Origin of the sequence: Acinetobacter populi, assembly GCF_002174125.1 — a bacterium.
GTDB classification, from domain to species: domain Bacteria; phylum Pseudomonadota; class Gammaproteobacteria; order Pseudomonadales; family Moraxellaceae; genus Acinetobacter; species Acinetobacter populi.
In genome coordinates this window covers 123,480-138,469 of the sequence record NZ_NEXX01000002.1, presented here as the reverse complement: position 1 = coordinate 138,469, position 14,990 = coordinate 123,480, and the positions used below count along the sequence as shown (strand labels likewise).

Genomic DNA, 14,990 nt, shown 5'->3' with positions numbered 1-14,990 from the left:
TTCTTAGGAAATCTTATGCATTATCAATGGATCGCCCAACAAGCACAATTACAGCCCATTGTTGAACAATTACAGCACAGTCCGGCGAATGCACTAGATACCGAATTTATCAAGGTAGATACGCTTTATCCAAAACTGGGTGTGTTGCAGGTCAATGTGAATCAGCAGGTCTATCTGATTGATGGGGGACTGGAACTATCGGCAGTATGGAATAGTCTGTTTCAAGCCAAACTGAATATATTTCACGCTTGCGGTGAGGATATTGATTTAATTTATCATTATTCCAAACAACATGCCTTGAATAATGTGCTAGATACACAAGTTGCCATGGCTTTTTTAGGTCATGGTATGCAGATTAGTTATCAATCTGCGGTTGAGAAGATTTTGGGAATCCATGTTGATAAAGACCAAACCCGTTCCGATTGGCTGGCACGACCACTCAGTGAAGAACAGGTCCGTTATGCAGCCTCGGATGTTTATTATCTTCAGGATTTGGCTGATCATTTAATTGGGCAGCTTAAAGATAAAAACTTATATCCTTATGTTTTAGAGGATTGCCGTAATTATTGTGCTTCTTTGGCCGAGCAATTACCTCTTCATGATGTTTACTTGGATATTGCCAATTATCGGCATTCTTCCCGGCAATTAATGCAGTTAAAACAAATCGCCACGTGGCGGGAACAGCTTGCCATTGCACAGAACAAACCACGCAGTTATATCATTAAAAACAATAGCATTAATAAACTGATTGAGCGTACACCCAAAACCATGCAGCAATTGGCAAATAGCCATGAATTAAAACCAGCTGTGTTACGCGAGCATGGTAAGGAAATTCTAAGATTATTAAATGAACTGCCTGAGCAAACTTTGTGGCCGCAGCGTTTGGAACGACCTTATCGTTATCTCGATGGTACCAAGGAACGGATTGAGCAAAAAATTGCTGATCTCAGCCAGGCCTGGCAGATTCCAGCTGAGGTATTGATGCGTAAAAAATGGTTAACCCAATTAAATACCTTTGTATTTCATGATATGCAGGATATCAATCAATTAAATCCTTATTTGCGTGGCTGGCGTTATCAGGATGTCACTTTGCCATTGATTGATATTTTGCAACAGGACAAAGCTCGACGTTAGAAAATGCCAGATCATGGACTGTATAGGGCTAACGTCAATATGTCCGGAATTTATATTGCAGCAGCAATTTTTTATTGTTTTTTTGCAATAAAATAAGCTGCAAGTTTCGCATCAGCAGATAAAATTGTGTATGCTAAACGCAAATCGCCAAGCAAGTGTAAGCCTAAAAAAGGTGTAAGAATATGCATTGTGACATTTATAGATCGAGTAAAAAGGATGAAATGTACCTTTATGTTGCTCGCCCAGATTACCCAAATGATGAAGGTAAAGAACCTTTTGCCGATGTACCGGATTTATTACAGGTTGCATTTGGTCGCCCGACATTTGTCATGCATCTTGAGTTACATGAAGCACGCAAACTTGCTCGTGTATCGGTATTGCATGTGCTGGATGCATTAAGAACCAAAGGCTATTTTATGCAAATGCCGCCGGAAGGATTAATCAATCCCAATGCGACTGCACCAGAGGGTTTAAGAGGTGCTTGATCAACTAACACTGTGGTGGAATAGTTTTCTTAGCCTGTTTGATGCAATTCCCGAAGATTCAATCGCTGTTACGGTATATATTGGTGGCACATTGATTGCTTTATGGGCATGGTATGGCATAGCCCGGCGTTTGCCTAGTCCACTCGGTGGAATCACCTGGATTATCCTGTTTGCGATTTTGGCGACACCCACAGTTTCTGAGGGTGACAATGCAGGAATTGCACCTGCAATCATTGGCCTAATCTTCGGTGTATTGACAAAGGAAGAGCCATTGATTTTATCTAATCTTCTGTACATCTTGGTGGTTGCTGGGCTTGGTTTCTTTATTGGTTATTGCTGGTCAAAGTATCAGGCCAATAAAGAAGACCAGACGGTTTCTTCATAAACATAAAAGCATCCAGAAATGATCGTATAGTTAAGAATGATTTTTGGAAGCACATTAGGATGATGTATGTCTACTCAAGAAAACAAGTTTGAAAGTACCGCGCAATATATTGCAACAGATGATCTAAAACTTGCAGTCAATGCTGCAAGAATTCTGCAAAAGCCATTGTTGGTCAAAGGTGAACCCGGAACAGGTAAAACCTTATTGGCCGAGCAAGTTGCACAAAGTCTGGGACTCAAGCTCATTACCTGGCATATAAAATCAACCACCAAAGCCCAGCAGGGTTTGTATGAATACGATGCAGTATCCCGCTTACGTGATAGTCAGTTGGGTGATGATCGTGTCTATGAAATCGCCAACTATATTAAGCCGGGCAAGCTCTGGGAAGCATTTACCAGTGAAGAGCGCTGTGTATTATTGATTGATGAAATTGATAAGGCAGATATCGAGTTCCCGAATGACTTATTACATGAACTCGATAAAATGGCATTTTATGTCTATGAAACAGGCGAAACAATTGCCGCAACCCAGCGACCCATTGTGATTATTACCTCCAATAATGAAAAAGAATTGCCTGATGCATTTTTACGTCGCTGCTTCTTTCACTACATCGAATTTCCTGATGAAGCGACGATGCGACAAATTATCGATGTGCATTTTCCCAATATCAATCACACGCTGGTTTCGGAAGCCTTACAGATATTCTTTAAATTACGCGATATTCCTGGATTAAAAAAACCACCTTCTACCAGTGAATTGATTGACTGGTTACGTTTACTGATGGCGGATGAAGTACCGGAAGATATTTTGCGTAATCGTGACCGGACTGCTGCCATTCCACCGATGTATGGTGCGCTGATCAAGAATGAACAAGATGTACAGTTATTGGAGCGTTTAGCCTTTATGTCCCGTCGATAGGGAGAGTAGCTAAATGTTTATCCGTTTATTTTACAAACTGCGAAAATATGGCGTTCCTGTGACGACCAGAGAACTAATAGATCTCAATCAGGCAGTGGCTTCAGGTGTGGTTTTTGCCGATCAGGAACAGTTTTATCAGCTGGCACGTACGGTCATGGTCAAAAATGAACGATACTTTGATAAATTTGATCGTGCGTTCAAGGACTATTTTGAAGGGATAGAAAGCTTCGATATTGATGATTTACTTAATCAGGTCAAGCATTTACCTAAAGACTGGTTCGATCTGGAATTGCTGGAAAAGCATCTTAGCCCAGAACAGCGTGAAGCATTGCAAAAAGCAGGTTCACTGGAAGAACTGATGAAAATGCTGGAAGAACGTTTACGTGAACAGCATAAAAAGCATCAGGGTGGTAATCGCATGGTCGGTACTGGTGGGACTTCGCCGTTTGGTGCTTTTGGTGATCATCCGGAAGGTGTGCGTATTGGTGGTCCCGGCCGTAAAAAATCTGCGGTCAAAGTATGGGAACAGCGTAAGTATCAAAATCTCGATGATGATCAGATGCTGGGCACCCGTCAAATGCAAATGGCTCTACGTCGGCTGAGAAAATTTGCCAGACAAGGTGCTGCCGAAGAGCTGGACATTGGTACAACCATTCAAAAAACTGCACAAAAAGGCATATTGGATGTACAAATGGTGCCAGAGCGACGTAACCGTATCAAAGTATTAATGCTGTTTGATGTGGGTGGCTCAATGGATGCCTATATTGCTCAATGTCAAAAATTATTTACCGCAGCAAAGTTTGAGTTTAAAACACTGGAATATTTTTATTTCCATAATTGCCTGTACGATTATGTCTGGAAAGATAATCATCGTCGTCAAAACACCCGTATGGAAACCTTCGATCTTTTTCATAAATATGGCAAGGATTATCGGGTGATCATTGTTGGTGATGCCAGTATGGCACCATATGAGCTGACATCGGTCGGTGGTTCGGTAGAATATATGAATGACGAAGCGGGTATCGTCTGGCTGCAACGTCTAAGACAGCATTTTGATAAAGTGGCATGGCTAAATCCTGAAGAACAAGGATATTGGCAATACACCCAAACGATTCAAGTGATCAAACAAGTTTTTGAAGATCACATGTATCCAATGAGTTTAAAGGGCATCGAGGATTTGACGCGTTATTTATCCCGGTAAGGTGTCAATCGGCCTTATATTTACTGTTGTTTTTATTCAGTCTTTTATCATCAGGGCATTGCCATGACAGAACATCATTTAAATGGGGTTGCACTCCCAAACGAACAGGGCTTTTTTGGTGAATATGGTGGTCAGTTTATCCCACCACATTTAAAGAAAGCCATGGATGACATTAATGTAGCTTATGAAGAAATTCGCCAACAACCGGAATTTCAGCAGGAACTACAAGATTTATTCACTTATTATGTGGGTCGTCCGAGCCCTTTATTTCATGCCAGACGGTTATCCGAGCAACTGAGCGGGGCACAGATCTATTTAAAACGTGAAGATTTAAACCATACCGGTGCACATAAAATTAATCACTGTTTAGGTGAAGCTTTACTGGCCAAATATATGGGCAAAACCAAAGTGATTGCCGAAACAGGTGCAGGACAGCACGGTGTTGCGCTGGCAACAGCCTGTGCATTGGTTGGTATTCCCTGTGAAATTCATATGGGACAAGTCGATATCGAAAAAGAGCATCCCAATGTCGTCAAAATGAAAATTCTGGGTGCCACTCTGATTTCGGTAACACGTGGGACTGCAACTTTAAAAGATGCGGTTGACAGTGCGTTTGAGGAATACCTCAAAGATCCGGAAAATTATATTTATGCCATTGGTTCGGTGGTTGGTCCGCATCCATTTCCAAAAATGGTCCGTGATTTTCAGGCCATTATTGGCAAGGAAATTAAACAACAAGCGCAAACACAATTTAAGCAGTTGCCGGATTATATCGTGGCCTGTGTTGGTGGTGGTTCCAATGCCATGGGAGCATTCACTGAATTTCTGGCGGATGATCAGGTGAAGCTGATTGGTGTCGAACCGGCAGGTCATGGTCTACAAACCACACAACATTCTGCAACTTTAACCTTGGGCAAACCGGGTCAGATTCATGGTATGGCATGTTATGTGCTGGAAGATGAAAAAGGCCAACCTCTGCCTGTACATTCGATTGCCTCAGGTCTGGATTATCCGGGAGTTGGTCCACAACATAGCTATTTAAAGGATATTGGTCGGGTGCAATATGAAACTGCAACCGATCAGGAATGTCTGGATGCTTTTATGACATTATCCCGTGTAGAAGGGATTATTCCAGCATTGGAAAGTTCACATGCTGTGGCATGGGCGATTCGTGAAGCAGGAAAATTACCTAAAAATGTCAATATTGTGGTAAATGTATCGGGTCGTGGTGATAAAGATGCGGATTATGTGGCTGAAAAATTAGGTTTATAATCCATTGCAATATAGAAAGAGAAAAGCGCATCAATTTTGATGCGCTTTTTCGATAAAGAAACTGAAAATTAGTTAAATGTTTTAAAACGTTCACTGTCGGCAATAAAGGTTTTTTCACCAGCCGGAGCTTCAATTGAACCAATCACAAGTTGTGCACGTAATTTCCATGTTGCTGGAATATCAAAGGTTTGTGCCACTTCTTCATCAATAATCGGATTGTAGTGTTGTAATGAAGCACCTACGCCAATTTCAGACAGTGCAGTCCAAACTGCAAATTGTGCAATCGCTGTGGAATGTTCAGACCAGATTGGGAAGTTTTCTGCATAAGCTGGGAATTGATTTTGTAAGCCTTCAATTACTGCTTGATCTTCATAGAACAAAACTGTGGCATAGCCCGCGGAGAAACTATCAATTTTTGCATTGGTTGCAGCAAAAGCTTCGGCGGGTACGATTTTTCTTAAGGTTTCACGTACAATTTCCCAGAATTTATGGTGGGAGTCAGCAAATAATGAAACCACACGAGAAGATTGGGAATTAAATGAAGAAGGCGCATATTTAACAGCCGTCTGAATAACTTCATTTAATTGATCCGGAGTTTGTTGAATATTTTTACCAATTGCATAGATTGTACGACGTTTTTTAATATGATCAATAAATGACATGGTGATTTCCTCTTTTCGAAATTTTTGTAAAGTTAAATAAGGGCTTATGAATATACCATCATACGATGACAGCACCAGTAGATAATGATACAAACATAAGTTTTCAATCTTGTGGCTCAGTATAATTAAAACTTAAAAACAGTGTTAGCCTTAGATTTAAGATGGATTGTTCTAAAATTGAAACGAAAATTGATGGACTAAAATTGAGCCACATTCTAAATCATATAGAGGTCTAAATGATGTGATCGGTTTCGGTTAATTGCTCAACCAGATAGTCGATAAAAACTTTGACAGCAGGCAATATACCTTGCCGACTTGGGTAAACCATGTGGAAAATACCGTGTGGGGCATGCCATTCTGGTAATACATAAACCAGTTCGCCTGATTGAATTGCATCGGCACTGATGGAATCGGGTAGTAATACGATACCACAGTCCTCTTTGGCCAGTTGATTCAGCATCACAAAATCCAGACCTAACACATGCGGTTCGATTTTAATTTTAAAGGATTCGCCATGATTTGAATTAAGTTCCAGATCATGTCGGATTACATGTTCCATCATACTTAATAAACGATGTTGTGCTAATTCATCTGGATGACGAGGCGTACCGAATTGATTGAGGTAGGCCTGACTGGCACAGAGATGCTGTTGAATTTTGGCAAACCGTCGCACAATGAGCCCGGTATCGTTGTCAAGTTGACTACGTACCCGCAATGCGATGTCGATTCCTTCATTGATGACATCATAACGACGATTGCTGACCAATAACTGGATTTGAATTTCTGGATATTGTTTTAAGAAATTGGGTAGTATTTTGGCCAGTTCATTTTGTGCAATTGAGGTTGGTGTACTGATTTTCACCGTTCCGCGAGGTGTTTCACTGAGTTTATGTACAATGTCCTGTGCAGCTTGTGCCGCATTCAACATGATTTTTGCTTGTTCGTAGATTTTCATGCCCATATCTGTGACAGAAAACTGGCGGGAATTACGATGAATTAAACGAACGCCTAGGTATTGCTCTAGATTTAGTATTCGACGGCTTAATTTGGATTTTGGAATATCTGTTGCACGTTCTGCTGCACTAAAGCCACCATGTTCAACCACGACAGCAAAGCAATAAAAATCATCAAAATGTGAAATCATTTAAGAAAAATAGATCAGGATAGGAAATTAATTGTAACTGAAATTTAAAAAAAATAAAGGAAGAAGCGTTGATGCAAAGCAGATAATGGCGTCCCTACGGGGATTCGAACCCCGGTTACCGCCGTGAAAGGGCGATGTCCTAGGCCTCTAGACGATAGGGACGTTGCGAGGTGTGCGTATAGTATAGAGGCTTAAGTTTATTGTCAAATAAATTTTTTAAATAGGGCAAAAATAGAGAAGTCATATCAAGATAAACCGATAAGGATATGAAGAATTCCTTAAAAAAATAAGTATCAATCTTTGAATTAGCGTGTTAAGCTTGGATTGTAATGTACGGATTCATACAATTGTTGCTTTAATTCAAATGCACATTGTATAAATCAAAATTACTAATGGATGTGGATAGGTTGATGTTGAAAGTTTTTCAGAATGACAACGATAGATAAGAAAACAACACTGTTTTTGTTTCGTGTTTCTCTGCTGTTAGCAACACCTGTGCCTCCTTATTTATTAAAAAATCGATGAGGAATTGTTATGTCAGCACGTGAACAAGGTGTTGTAAAGTGGTTTAACGATACTAAAGGCTTTGGTTTTATCCAACGCAGCAACGGTGAAGATGTATTCGTACATTTCCGTGCGATTCAATCTGATGGTCATCGTTCTTTACGTGACGGTCAACGTGTAGAATTTACAGTTGCACAAGGTCAAAAAGGTTTACAAGCAGAAGAAGTTCGCGCTGTAGACTAATTTTTGAAATTGAGTAATGAAAAAACGCCTTGATAGCTCTTATTGAGGCGTTTTTTTTGGATGTACGATTTACATGTATCGTTTATATGTATAATCTAATTTTCGTATTTTGGATAGACAATCAACATTATGGTTTGTGACTTTGATGCTTTACATTTGCACCCCGAGCTTAAACAGGCAATTGATGCTTTAGGTTACACGCAAATGACCCCTATACAGCAAAAGGTGTTAACTTTTACTTTGGCTGGGCATGATGCAATAGGAAGGGCGCAAACAGGAACAGGTAAAACCGCTGCTTTCCTTATTAGTGTGATTAATGATTTATTGAATAATCCTATTCAGACACAACGCTACCGGGGTGAACCCAGAGCATTGATTCTTGCGCCAACACGTGAGCTTGCCTTACAAATTGAAGCAGATGCAAAATCTTTGACAAAATTTTCAAATCTGCATCTGGTGACCTTGTTGGGTGGTGTGGATTTTGACAAACAAAAACAGCAACTGGCCAAAGATTATGTTGATATCGTGGTTGCAACACCAGGACGTTTAATCGATTTTGTTGAACAAAAAGAAATCTGGCTGGATCAGCTTGAATTTCTGGTGATTGATGAAGCAGATCGACTATTAGATATGGGCTTTATTCCTGCAATCAAACGGATTATCCGTTATGCACCAGCCAAAGAATGTCGTCAGACCTTATTCTTTTCGGCAACATTTAATGTTGATGTGTTGAATCTGGCATATCAATGGCTATATCAGCCGATTACTGTGGAAATTGAACCTGAAAAGAAAACCAATGCCGATGTGGAACAGCGGATTTATATGGTGTCCAATCAGGATAAATATCGCTTGCTCGAAGATGTGCTGAAAAATGAACCGATCGAAAAAGTCATGATTTTTGCCAATCGTCGTGATCAGGTACGAAAACTATATGATCGTTTAAAAGCAGATGGTTATCAGGTCGGTATGCTATCAGGTGAGATTACGCAGGATAAGCGGCTAAAAATGCTGGATAACTTCAAAAAAGGTAAAGTAACCATCATGATTGCAACTGATGTTGCAGGTCGAGGCATTCATGTCGATGGTGTATCACATGTGATTAATTTTACTTTACCTGAACAATCTGATGATTATGTACATCGTATTGGTCGTACTGGTCGTGCCGGTGCACAAGGCATTAGTATCAGTTTTCTATCCGAAGATGATGGATTTAATTTGCCGAATATTGAAAAGGCAATCGGACAGAAACTACCCCTTACTCGAATTGAAGGCTATTGCTAGCCTTCAATTTCTGCTTTTAATTATTTACAGTAAAAATCCAGGGTAACATTATAGTCGGTATCCTGGCTCAGATTGACATCTTTACCTAAAAATACCCCGGCGATTGAGCCTGCCTGATTAATAATTTTGCCAGTGCTCTCATCGACCACACCATTATATTGTGTGGATTCATTGCTGACCACAGGTGTGGTTCCACGTTTACAGGTGTTTTGCGCGGCTTTAACGGCGTTGTTTTGTGCCGTAATTTTATTTTTGCCGATACCTGTGACCTGATATTGATTATTCTCTCTTTGAATGGCAAGACTTGAGGTTGGCTGTGTGGCACAGGCAGTCAATCCAATTACTGCACATACCGACATGACTGTAATTAATGGTTTAAAGGTGTTTTTCATTTTTTCATCTCGACAATATTATATTCCTGATCTTTTTATCATATCGTGACCATAAGAATAAAATATGGAAATACTGTAACTTATCAATTTTGAGATTTTTCTGTTTAGACAAAATCAGACACACTTATCTTATGTTCTTCATATTTTTGCTATGATACATTGCACAGGGGATCATTCATGAAAGATATATAAGATGCAGGATTTAACCACAGAACAGGTTCTACAATTAATTAATAGTCGCCAATCAATTGGCCATCTTGTCGAACCCGCACCAACCCAAGCACAATTAGAACTTGCGATTGAGGCTGCTTTAACTGCGCCAGATCATCATCGTTTACATCCATGGCGGTTTATTGTGGTTCAGGGTGAGCAACGCGCTGCTTTTGGAGAATTGCTTGCACATAGTTTGCGTGAAGATGGCGAAACTGATGAAAACCAGCTTGAGCGTATTAAGCATCATCCGTTAAGGGCACCGTTATTACTGGTGTGTATTATGCAATATCATCCACATCCGAAAGTGCCGCAATATGAGCAGGTATTAAGTTGTGGTGCAGCCATTCAAAATCTGCTTTTGGTACTTGAATCACAAGGCTTTGCAAGTATGTGGCGTTCTGGTGCAGTGGCTGAGTCTGCGCATTTTAAAAGAATTTTAGGCTGTAATGTCACAGATGAAATTGCCGGTTTGGTGTATATTGGCACCTCACCCAAAGCAATCGCTCCCCGTCAAAAACTTGCTGTATCGGAATTTTTAACACAATGGCAGGCCTGACACCTGTTCAAAGCTCTATTTTTCACTCAGCTATTTATCAGTTTGTGGATTTTTAAGCATTGTGTTGTTGGCGAGATAGTGCAAGTTTTATTATTTAATGATTTTGGAAAGGTTAACTCGTGTCTCAAGCAAATTTTACAGAAATTGTTCAGGAACAAGGATTGGAGCCAGAGGCCAAACCGCATTTGCGTGTGACTGTACTCGGTGGTGGCAGTTTTGGTACTGCAATGGCAAATTTAGCTGCTCGCAATGGTTGCGATACCATGATGTGGATTCGTGATGCTGCATCAGCAACAGAAATTCAGAACAGCCGGGTCAATAAACGCTATTTACCCGATTTTACGCTTGAGCAAAGTTTAAAAGTGGTTTCTGATCTTGAGTTGGCCGTTCGGGATCGTGACATTATCCTGATTGCAATTCCTAGCCATGCCTTTCGACATGTGGTTCAGCAAATTGCACCAATGATTACAGCACAGGTTGTGGTGTCACTCACCAAAGGGATTGAGAAAGATACCTTTTATTTCATGAGTGATATTATTCGTCAAGAATTGCCAGAAGTGCCTTACGGTGTATTGTCAGGACCAAATCTTGCCAAGGAAATCATGCAGGGTATGCCGGCAGGAACAGTCATTGCCAGTCACTCCGAACAATTGCGTGTTGCTGTGCAACATGCTTTGCACAGTGCATTATTTCGGGTTTTTGCTAGTGATGATGTGCATGGTGTTGAGCTGGGCGGGGCATTAAAAAATATTTATGCGGTTGCCATGGGTATGGGTGCTGCATATAACGTCGGTGAAAACAGTAAAAGTATGCTGATTACCCGTGCTTTAGCGGAAATGAGTCGTTTTGCGGTAAAACTGGGTGCCAATCCTTTAACATTCCTTGGCTTATCTGGTGTTGGTGACTTATTTGCAACCTGTAATAGCCCCTTAAGTCGTAATTATCAGGTTGGTTATGCATTGGGACAGGGTAAATCACTACAGCAGGCAGTTGAGGAATTGGGACAAACAGCGGAAGGAATTAATACTATTGTTCAAGTCCGCGCCCGTGCCGAGGAACTGGATGTGTATATGCCGATTACCTGTGCATTATATGAAGTGATTTTTGAACATGCGCCGCCGCTTAATGTCGCTTTATCGTTGATGAAAAATGGTAATCGCAGTGATGTGGAATTTGTTTTACCACATCAACAATTGTCATAATTATTTGTTAAAATAAAGTATTATTGGAGAGTTTGATCATTTATGCGCTTGATATTGGTACGTCATGGGGAAGCAGATCCAAACCGAAGTGGTTTGGATTCAGCTCGGCAATTAACGGTTAAAGGCCATCAACAGGCAGAGTTGACCGCACAGTATATTGCCGAGAATTTTCAGCCAGATTTGTTTGTGGTCAGTCCCTATATTCGGGCGCAACAAACGCTGTCACATATTCAACAAAAATTCCCAAATGTGCCAACGCAAGTATATAAGGATATTACGCCCGATGATCCTGCTGCCCCTGCATTACAATGGTTATCAAATTTAACTCAGGAAACAGTGGTTGTGGTTTGCCACATGAATATTGTGGCTTATATTGCCGCATTATTAACCGAAGATGCTCCAGAAGGATTTGCATTGGCAGAAGCTAGAGTCTTTGAACATCCTGTGATTATGGTTGGACTTTCTCAGGAAAAAGCACGTTTTGTACCGCATATTGAAAATTAAAACAAAGGAATAAAGATGTTATATCTATGTATGCCTGAAGGACAAGGACAGTGGTTATGGCAACTGGATGATGGTGCATGGCAAATTGCGGATTCTCTTGAGCAACTGATTCAAACAATACAGGCGGTATATAAGGCTTCAGATTGTGTAGTGTTTTTTCCCAGTCAAAGCGCACAATTTTTTACCCAGTTGCTTCCTCGCACGCAATATAAACAGTTGGGGCAGCAGGGTGTTGCTTATTTAATTGAGGAATACACTATAGATCCGATTGATCATCTGGCGATTTTTCATGATTTCCATGATGATCAAGTTAATTTTATGGCTATGTCCCAAGTGACACGGGAAACCTATCAAAAAAGTCTGGCACTATTGCCATGGCATGTATTGGCATTATTACCAGATTTTTTGCTGGTACCAGCACCAGAGAAAGAAAGTTGTAATATTGCACAGATTTTTGATCGAAAATTAGTGCGCTGGTCAAGCTATCGTGGCTGGTGTTTGGATGATGTCACTTTACTTGCACAGTTGCCTATGACAGTAAAGATTGCCAATTTATACCAGTTAGATGATGACTTGACTGCTTCAGTCAAAGCCATCATGGGTGATGATCTGGATTATCGTGTGCTTGCACTGGATAAAATCAATATTTCACGTTTTAAACAACATCCTTTTAACGCATTGTTAAAAACCAAACGTAAACAAAATTCCGGGGTGAATTATTGGAAGGCTTGTGCCGCGATATTGTGTCTGGCTGTGATCGCGCAAGTGACCTATGATGCTTTACAGTGGTGGAAATATCAAACGATTGCCAATCAGACTGCGCAATTGGCTGTTGATCAATATAAACAATGGTTTCCGAACGAAAGTCGTATTAATGAGCAGAATTTAAGTAGCAGTTTTAAGTCCAAATTACGTATGAATGCTGCGGCTGATCGCCAAGTATTACAGTTGATTAGTCGGGTAGGACCAATTTTGCAACAGGCAAATATTCCGGCAGAACGGGTTACTTATCAGGATAATGCCTTGAATTTAAGTTTACTGGCCCGTAATAGTGATGCGTTGACACAACTCACCGAGCAATTTAAACAACAGGGTTTTGCAGTGGAATTGGGTGCAATACGTAATCAAGGCAGTAATGTCATCGGTTTGATGAAGGTGCAATAACAATGGCAAATCGCATGACAAATATGTTTAATGGCATCGGCGAGCGTCTAGATGCGATGACTGTTTTGGTTCAGGATTATCTGGATCGATTACAGCCGCGTGAGCGAATTGCAGTTATTATTCTGGCAATTTTTCTGAGTGTTACGGTGCTTGTTTCTTTGTTATGGTTTCCACATCAGGCTGCCCTAAAACAACAGCAAAGGGTAACCGAGCTAAAAGATACCATTCACTGGATGCAAACCAATGCAGTACAGCTTTCAACAGAAAGTGCAGATGCACTGACGGCAGCTGAAAAAGTCCAACGTGTTGCCCAGCAACAGGGCTTAAGTGTACAAAGTCAAGAGAATCAGGATCAGATTAAACTTAGCACATCTCATCAAAATTATGCTGTTTTGGCAAATTTTTTGACCCAGCTTGCCCAACAAGGTGTGAGTATTATTACGCTGGATATGCAGAAGCAGCCTTCAGGTGAAATTCAATTGACCGCTACATTACAATAGTCATTGCAGGAATTAAAATAGTTCCTGCACAGTATCCTTATCATTTAATTATTTGCAGATGATCAATGACTTGCTGTGTCTACAGCGCTTTCAACCGACATGCCGGGGCTAAGCCGTTGTAAATCTTTTTGATCGGGATCAATTTTAATTCTGACCGAGATGCGTTGTACCACTTTGGTGAAGTTACCGGTGGCATTATCGGTTTTTATGACACTGAACTCAGAACCGGCAGCAGGTGAAATGCGTTCTACCGTACCTGTAAATTTTTGGTGGTCAAGTGCATCTACTGTAAACCAAGCTTTTTGGCCAACTCGTATATTGTTCAGCTGGGTTTCCTTAAAGTTGGCAATGACCCAGGTATGCTGCGGGATAAGAAACAGCAGTTGTGAACCTGCGGCAACATATTGTCCGTGTCGGATATTGACCTGTCCAAGTTGTCCATCTAAAGGGGCGGTAATTAGACTATAATCCTGAATAGTTTTTGCCTGAGCAAGCTGAGCATTGGCACTTTCGACCTGTGCTTCAAGCCCCACTTTTGCAACCTGTGCAGTTTTTAAGGCTTGTTGAGTGACTTCTAAATTGGCTTTTGCCTGTTGTAATAACGCAAGATTATTTTTAGCAGTAGCACGAGCACTATCCTGTTCGGATTTTGAGGCTGCTCCGCTATTTCCAAGTTGTTGATAACGGTGAAGCTGCTGGAGGGCGAGTTCATATTGTGCCTGTGCCTGATCGACTTGGGCGGTTGCGGCATCAATATCAGCCTGTCGCTGAAGAATGGTCTGTTTTTGATTGGCTAAATTATTTTCAGCCTGAACGACACCGGATTGAGCCTGAACCACTTGCTGATCATAATTTGCTGCACTAATACGGATTAGTGCTTGTCCTTTTTTTACGCTATCAAAATCATTGATATAAACTTCATCAATATATCCGTTAATTTGTGAAGATAAAATCGTGGTTTGGCCTTTAATATAGCTATTATCTGTTTGTTCTACTGTGCTATGAAAAGGGCCAATTCGCCATGCCCAGAGAATAATTGCTACACCTGCAAGAAAAACAAAGAACATGAGCAATAGTGTCGACTTTTTCGCCGGAATGGTTTTTCCGATCCGTGGGACATTTTGCATTTGGATATTGCTTTGAGCATCATTATTCGCATTACTGGCAGGGGCTGAGTCAGCATTCTGCTTGGCATTTTCGGTATTGTTTGGATCACTCATAAACCTTGCT

Annotated in this window: 17 protein-coding genes and 1 tRNA gene; 13 read left to right on the top strand and 5 right to left on the bottom strand. The window is 40.8% G+C overall.

Going from position 1 to position 14,990, the window contains the following annotated elements:
* Positions 1-15: 15 nt before the first annotated feature.
* From CAP51_RS06830 to trpB, 6 genes are all read left to right on the top strand, one after another.
* A complete protein-coding gene (locus CAP51_RS06830; protein WP_087620012.1) occupies positions 16-1,134 on the top strand; it encodes a ribonuclease D in 1,119 nt (372 codons plus the stop codon).
* A 182-nt stretch (positions 1,135-1,316) separates the two neighbouring features.
* Positions 1,317-1,619, top strand: a complete 303-nt coding sequence (locus CAP51_RS06825; protein ID WP_087620011.1) for a YcgL domain-containing protein — start codon at positions 1,317-1,319, stop codon at positions 1,617-1,619.
* Positions 1,612-2,004 carry a hypothetical protein gene (locus CAP51_RS06820; RefSeq protein ID WP_087620010.1) on the top strand — a complete coding sequence of 131 codons (393 nt, stop codon included), beginning with the start codon at positions 1,612-1,614 and terminating at the stop codon, positions 2,002-2,004. The genes CAP51_RS06825 and CAP51_RS06820 overlap by 8 nt, the downstream gene beginning before the upstream one ends.
* A gap of 66 nt (positions 2,005-2,070) precedes the next feature.
* On the top strand, positions 2,071-2,922 hold the full coding sequence (locus CAP51_RS06815; protein WP_087620009.1) for an AAA family ATPase: 852 nt from the start codon (positions 2,071-2,073) through the stop codon (positions 2,920-2,922).
* 13 nt (positions 2,923-2,935) lie between these two features.
* The gene (locus CAP51_RS06810) at positions 2,936-4,123 is read left to right on the top strand and encodes a vWA domain-containing protein (RefSeq protein ID WP_087620008.1); all 1,188 of its coding nucleotides are present in this window, start codon (positions 2,936-2,938) and stop codon (positions 4,121-4,123) included.
* 63 nt (positions 4,124-4,186) lie between these two features.
* A complete protein-coding gene (trpB, locus tag CAP51_RS06805) occupies positions 4,187-5,395 on the top strand; it encodes a tryptophan synthase subunit beta (protein WP_087620007.1) in 1,209 nt (402 codons plus the stop codon).
* A gap of 68 nt (positions 5,396-5,463) precedes the next feature.
* Here trpB and CAP51_RS06800 read toward each other — a convergent pair whose 3' ends face one another.
* The 3 genes from CAP51_RS06800 to CAP51_RS06790 form a co-directional block, all read right to left on the bottom strand.
* Positions 5,464-6,057, bottom strand: a complete 594-nt coding sequence (locus tag CAP51_RS06800) for a nitroreductase family protein (protein ID WP_087620006.1) — start codon at positions 6,055-6,057, stop codon at positions 5,464-5,466.
* Positions 6,058-6,289: 232 nt separating this feature from the next.
* Entirely contained in the window at positions 6,290-7,201 is a 912-nt protein-coding gene (locus tag CAP51_RS06795) for a LysR family transcriptional regulator (RefSeq protein WP_087620005.1), read from the bottom strand.
* Between the two features lie 86 nt (positions 7,202-7,287).
* Positions 7,288-7,363, bottom strand: a tRNA-Glu gene (locus CAP51_RS06790).
* A gap of 372 nt (positions 7,364-7,735) precedes the next feature.
* On the opposite strand from CAP51_RS06790, the gene CAP51_RS06785 reads away from it, so the two are divergent.
* Positions 7,736-7,948 carry a cold-shock protein gene (locus CAP51_RS06785; RefSeq protein WP_087620004.1) on the top strand — a complete coding sequence of 71 codons (213 nt, stop codon included), beginning with the start codon at positions 7,736-7,738 and terminating at the stop codon, positions 7,946-7,948.
* A gap of 129 nt (positions 7,949-8,077) precedes the next feature.
* Positions 8,078-9,229 carry an ATP-dependent RNA helicase RhlB gene (rhlB, locus tag CAP51_RS06780; RefSeq protein WP_087620003.1) on the top strand — a complete coding sequence of 384 codons (1,152 nt, stop codon included), beginning with the start codon at positions 8,078-8,080 and terminating at the stop codon, positions 9,227-9,229.
* Positions 9,230-9,249: 20 nt separating this feature from the next.
* Here rhlB and CAP51_RS06775 read toward each other — a convergent pair whose 3' ends face one another.
* The gene (locus tag CAP51_RS06775; protein ID WP_087620002.1) at positions 9,250-9,621 is read right to left on the bottom strand and encodes a hypothetical protein; all 372 of its coding nucleotides are present in this window, start codon (positions 9,619-9,621) and stop codon (positions 9,250-9,252) included.
* A gap of 193 nt (positions 9,622-9,814) precedes the next feature.
* Here CAP51_RS06775 and CAP51_RS06770 point away from each other — a divergent pair, with 193 nt between their 5' ends.
* The 5 genes from CAP51_RS06770 to gspM all read left to right on the top strand — a co-directional run bounded on the left by CAP51_RS06770 (position 9,815) and on the right by gspM (position 13,760).
* Positions 9,815-10,390: a nitroreductase family protein gene (locus tag CAP51_RS06770; protein WP_087620001.1), complete on the top strand. Its 576-nt coding sequence runs from the start codon at positions 9,815-9,817 to the stop codon at positions 10,388-10,390.
* A 119-nt stretch (positions 10,391-10,509) separates the two neighbouring features.
* Positions 10,510-11,592 carry an NAD(P)H-dependent glycerol-3-phosphate dehydrogenase gene (locus tag CAP51_RS06765; RefSeq protein ID WP_087620000.1) on the top strand — a complete coding sequence of 361 codons (1,083 nt, stop codon included), beginning with the start codon at positions 10,510-10,512 and terminating at the stop codon, positions 11,590-11,592.
* Positions 11,593-11,634: 42 nt separating this feature from the next.
* Entirely contained in the window at positions 11,635-12,096 is a 462-nt protein-coding gene (gene sixA / locus CAP51_RS06760; RefSeq protein ID WP_087619999.1) for a phosphohistidine phosphatase SixA, read from the top strand.
* Between the two features lie 15 nt (positions 12,097-12,111).
* Complete coding sequence (gene gspL, locus CAP51_RS06755) at positions 12,112-13,260, top strand: type II secretion system protein GspL (protein WP_087619998.1); 1,149 nt, start codon at positions 12,112-12,114, stop codon at positions 13,258-13,260.
* A gap of 2 nt (positions 13,261-13,262) precedes the next feature.
* Positions 13,263-13,760 (top strand): type II secretion system protein GspM, encoded by a 498-nt coding sequence (gspM, locus tag CAP51_RS06750; RefSeq protein WP_425426764.1) that lies wholly within the window; start codon positions 13,263-13,265, stop codon positions 13,758-13,760.
* 62 nt (positions 13,761-13,822) lie between these two features.
* Here gspM and CAP51_RS06745 read toward each other — a convergent pair whose 3' ends face one another.
* Positions 13,823-14,980, bottom strand: coding sequence for an HlyD family secretion protein (locus tag CAP51_RS06745; RefSeq protein WP_087619997.1), 1,158 nt, complete (start codon positions 14,978-14,980; stop codon positions 13,823-13,825).
* Between the last annotated feature and the right edge of the window lie 10 nt (positions 14,981-14,990).

Coding starts and splice junctions, on each gene's coding strand:
- CAP51_RS06830 (WP_087620012.1), top strand. CDS start 16: ATGCATTATCAATGGATCGCCCAACAAGCACAATTACAGCCCATTGTT.
- CAP51_RS06825 (WP_087620011.1), top strand. CDS start 1,317: ATGCATTGTGACATTTATAGATCGAGTAAAAAGGATGAAATGTACCTT.
- CAP51_RS06815 (WP_087620009.1), top strand. CDS start 2,071: ATGTCTACTCAAGAAAACAAGTTTGAAAGTACCGCGCAATATATTGCA.
- CAP51_RS06810 (WP_087620008.1), top strand. CDS start 2,936: ATGTTTATCCGTTTATTTTACAAACTGCGAAAATATGGCGTTCCTGTG.
- trpB (WP_087620007.1), top strand. CDS start 4,187: ATGACAGAACATCATTTAAATGGGGTTGCACTCCCAAACGAACAGGGC.
- CAP51_RS06800 (WP_087620006.1), bottom strand. CDS start 6,057: ATGTCATTTATTGATCATATTAAAAAACGTCGTACAATCTATGCAATT.
- CAP51_RS06795 (WP_087620005.1), bottom strand. CDS start 7,201: ATGATTTCACATTTTGATGATTTTTATTGCTTTGCTGTCGTGGTTGAA.
- CAP51_RS06785 (WP_087620004.1), top strand. CDS start 7,736: ATGTCAGCACGTGAACAAGGTGTTGTAAAGTGGTTTAACGATACTAAA.
- rhlB (WP_087620003.1), top strand. CDS start 8,078: ATGGTTTGTGACTTTGATGCTTTACATTTGCACCCCGAGCTTAAACAG.
- CAP51_RS06775 (WP_087620002.1), bottom strand. CDS start 9,621: ATGAAAAACACCTTTAAACCATTAATTACAGTCATGTCGGTATGTGCA.
- CAP51_RS06770 (WP_087620001.1), top strand. CDS start 9,815: ATGCAGGATTTAACCACAGAACAGGTTCTACAATTAATTAATAGTCGC.
- sixA (WP_087619999.1), top strand. CDS start 11,635: ATGCGCTTGATATTGGTACGTCATGGGGAAGCAGATCCAAACCGAAGT.
- gspL (WP_087619998.1), top strand. CDS start 12,112: ATGTTATATCTATGTATGCCTGAAGGACAAGGACAGTGGTTATGGCAA.
- gspM (WP_425426764.1), top strand. CDS start 13,263: ATGGCAAATCGCATGACAAATATGTTTAATGGCATCGGCGAGCGTCTA.
- CAP51_RS06745 (WP_087619997.1), bottom strand. CDS start 14,980: ATGAGTGATCCAAACAATACCGAAAATGCCAAGCAGAATGCTGACTCA.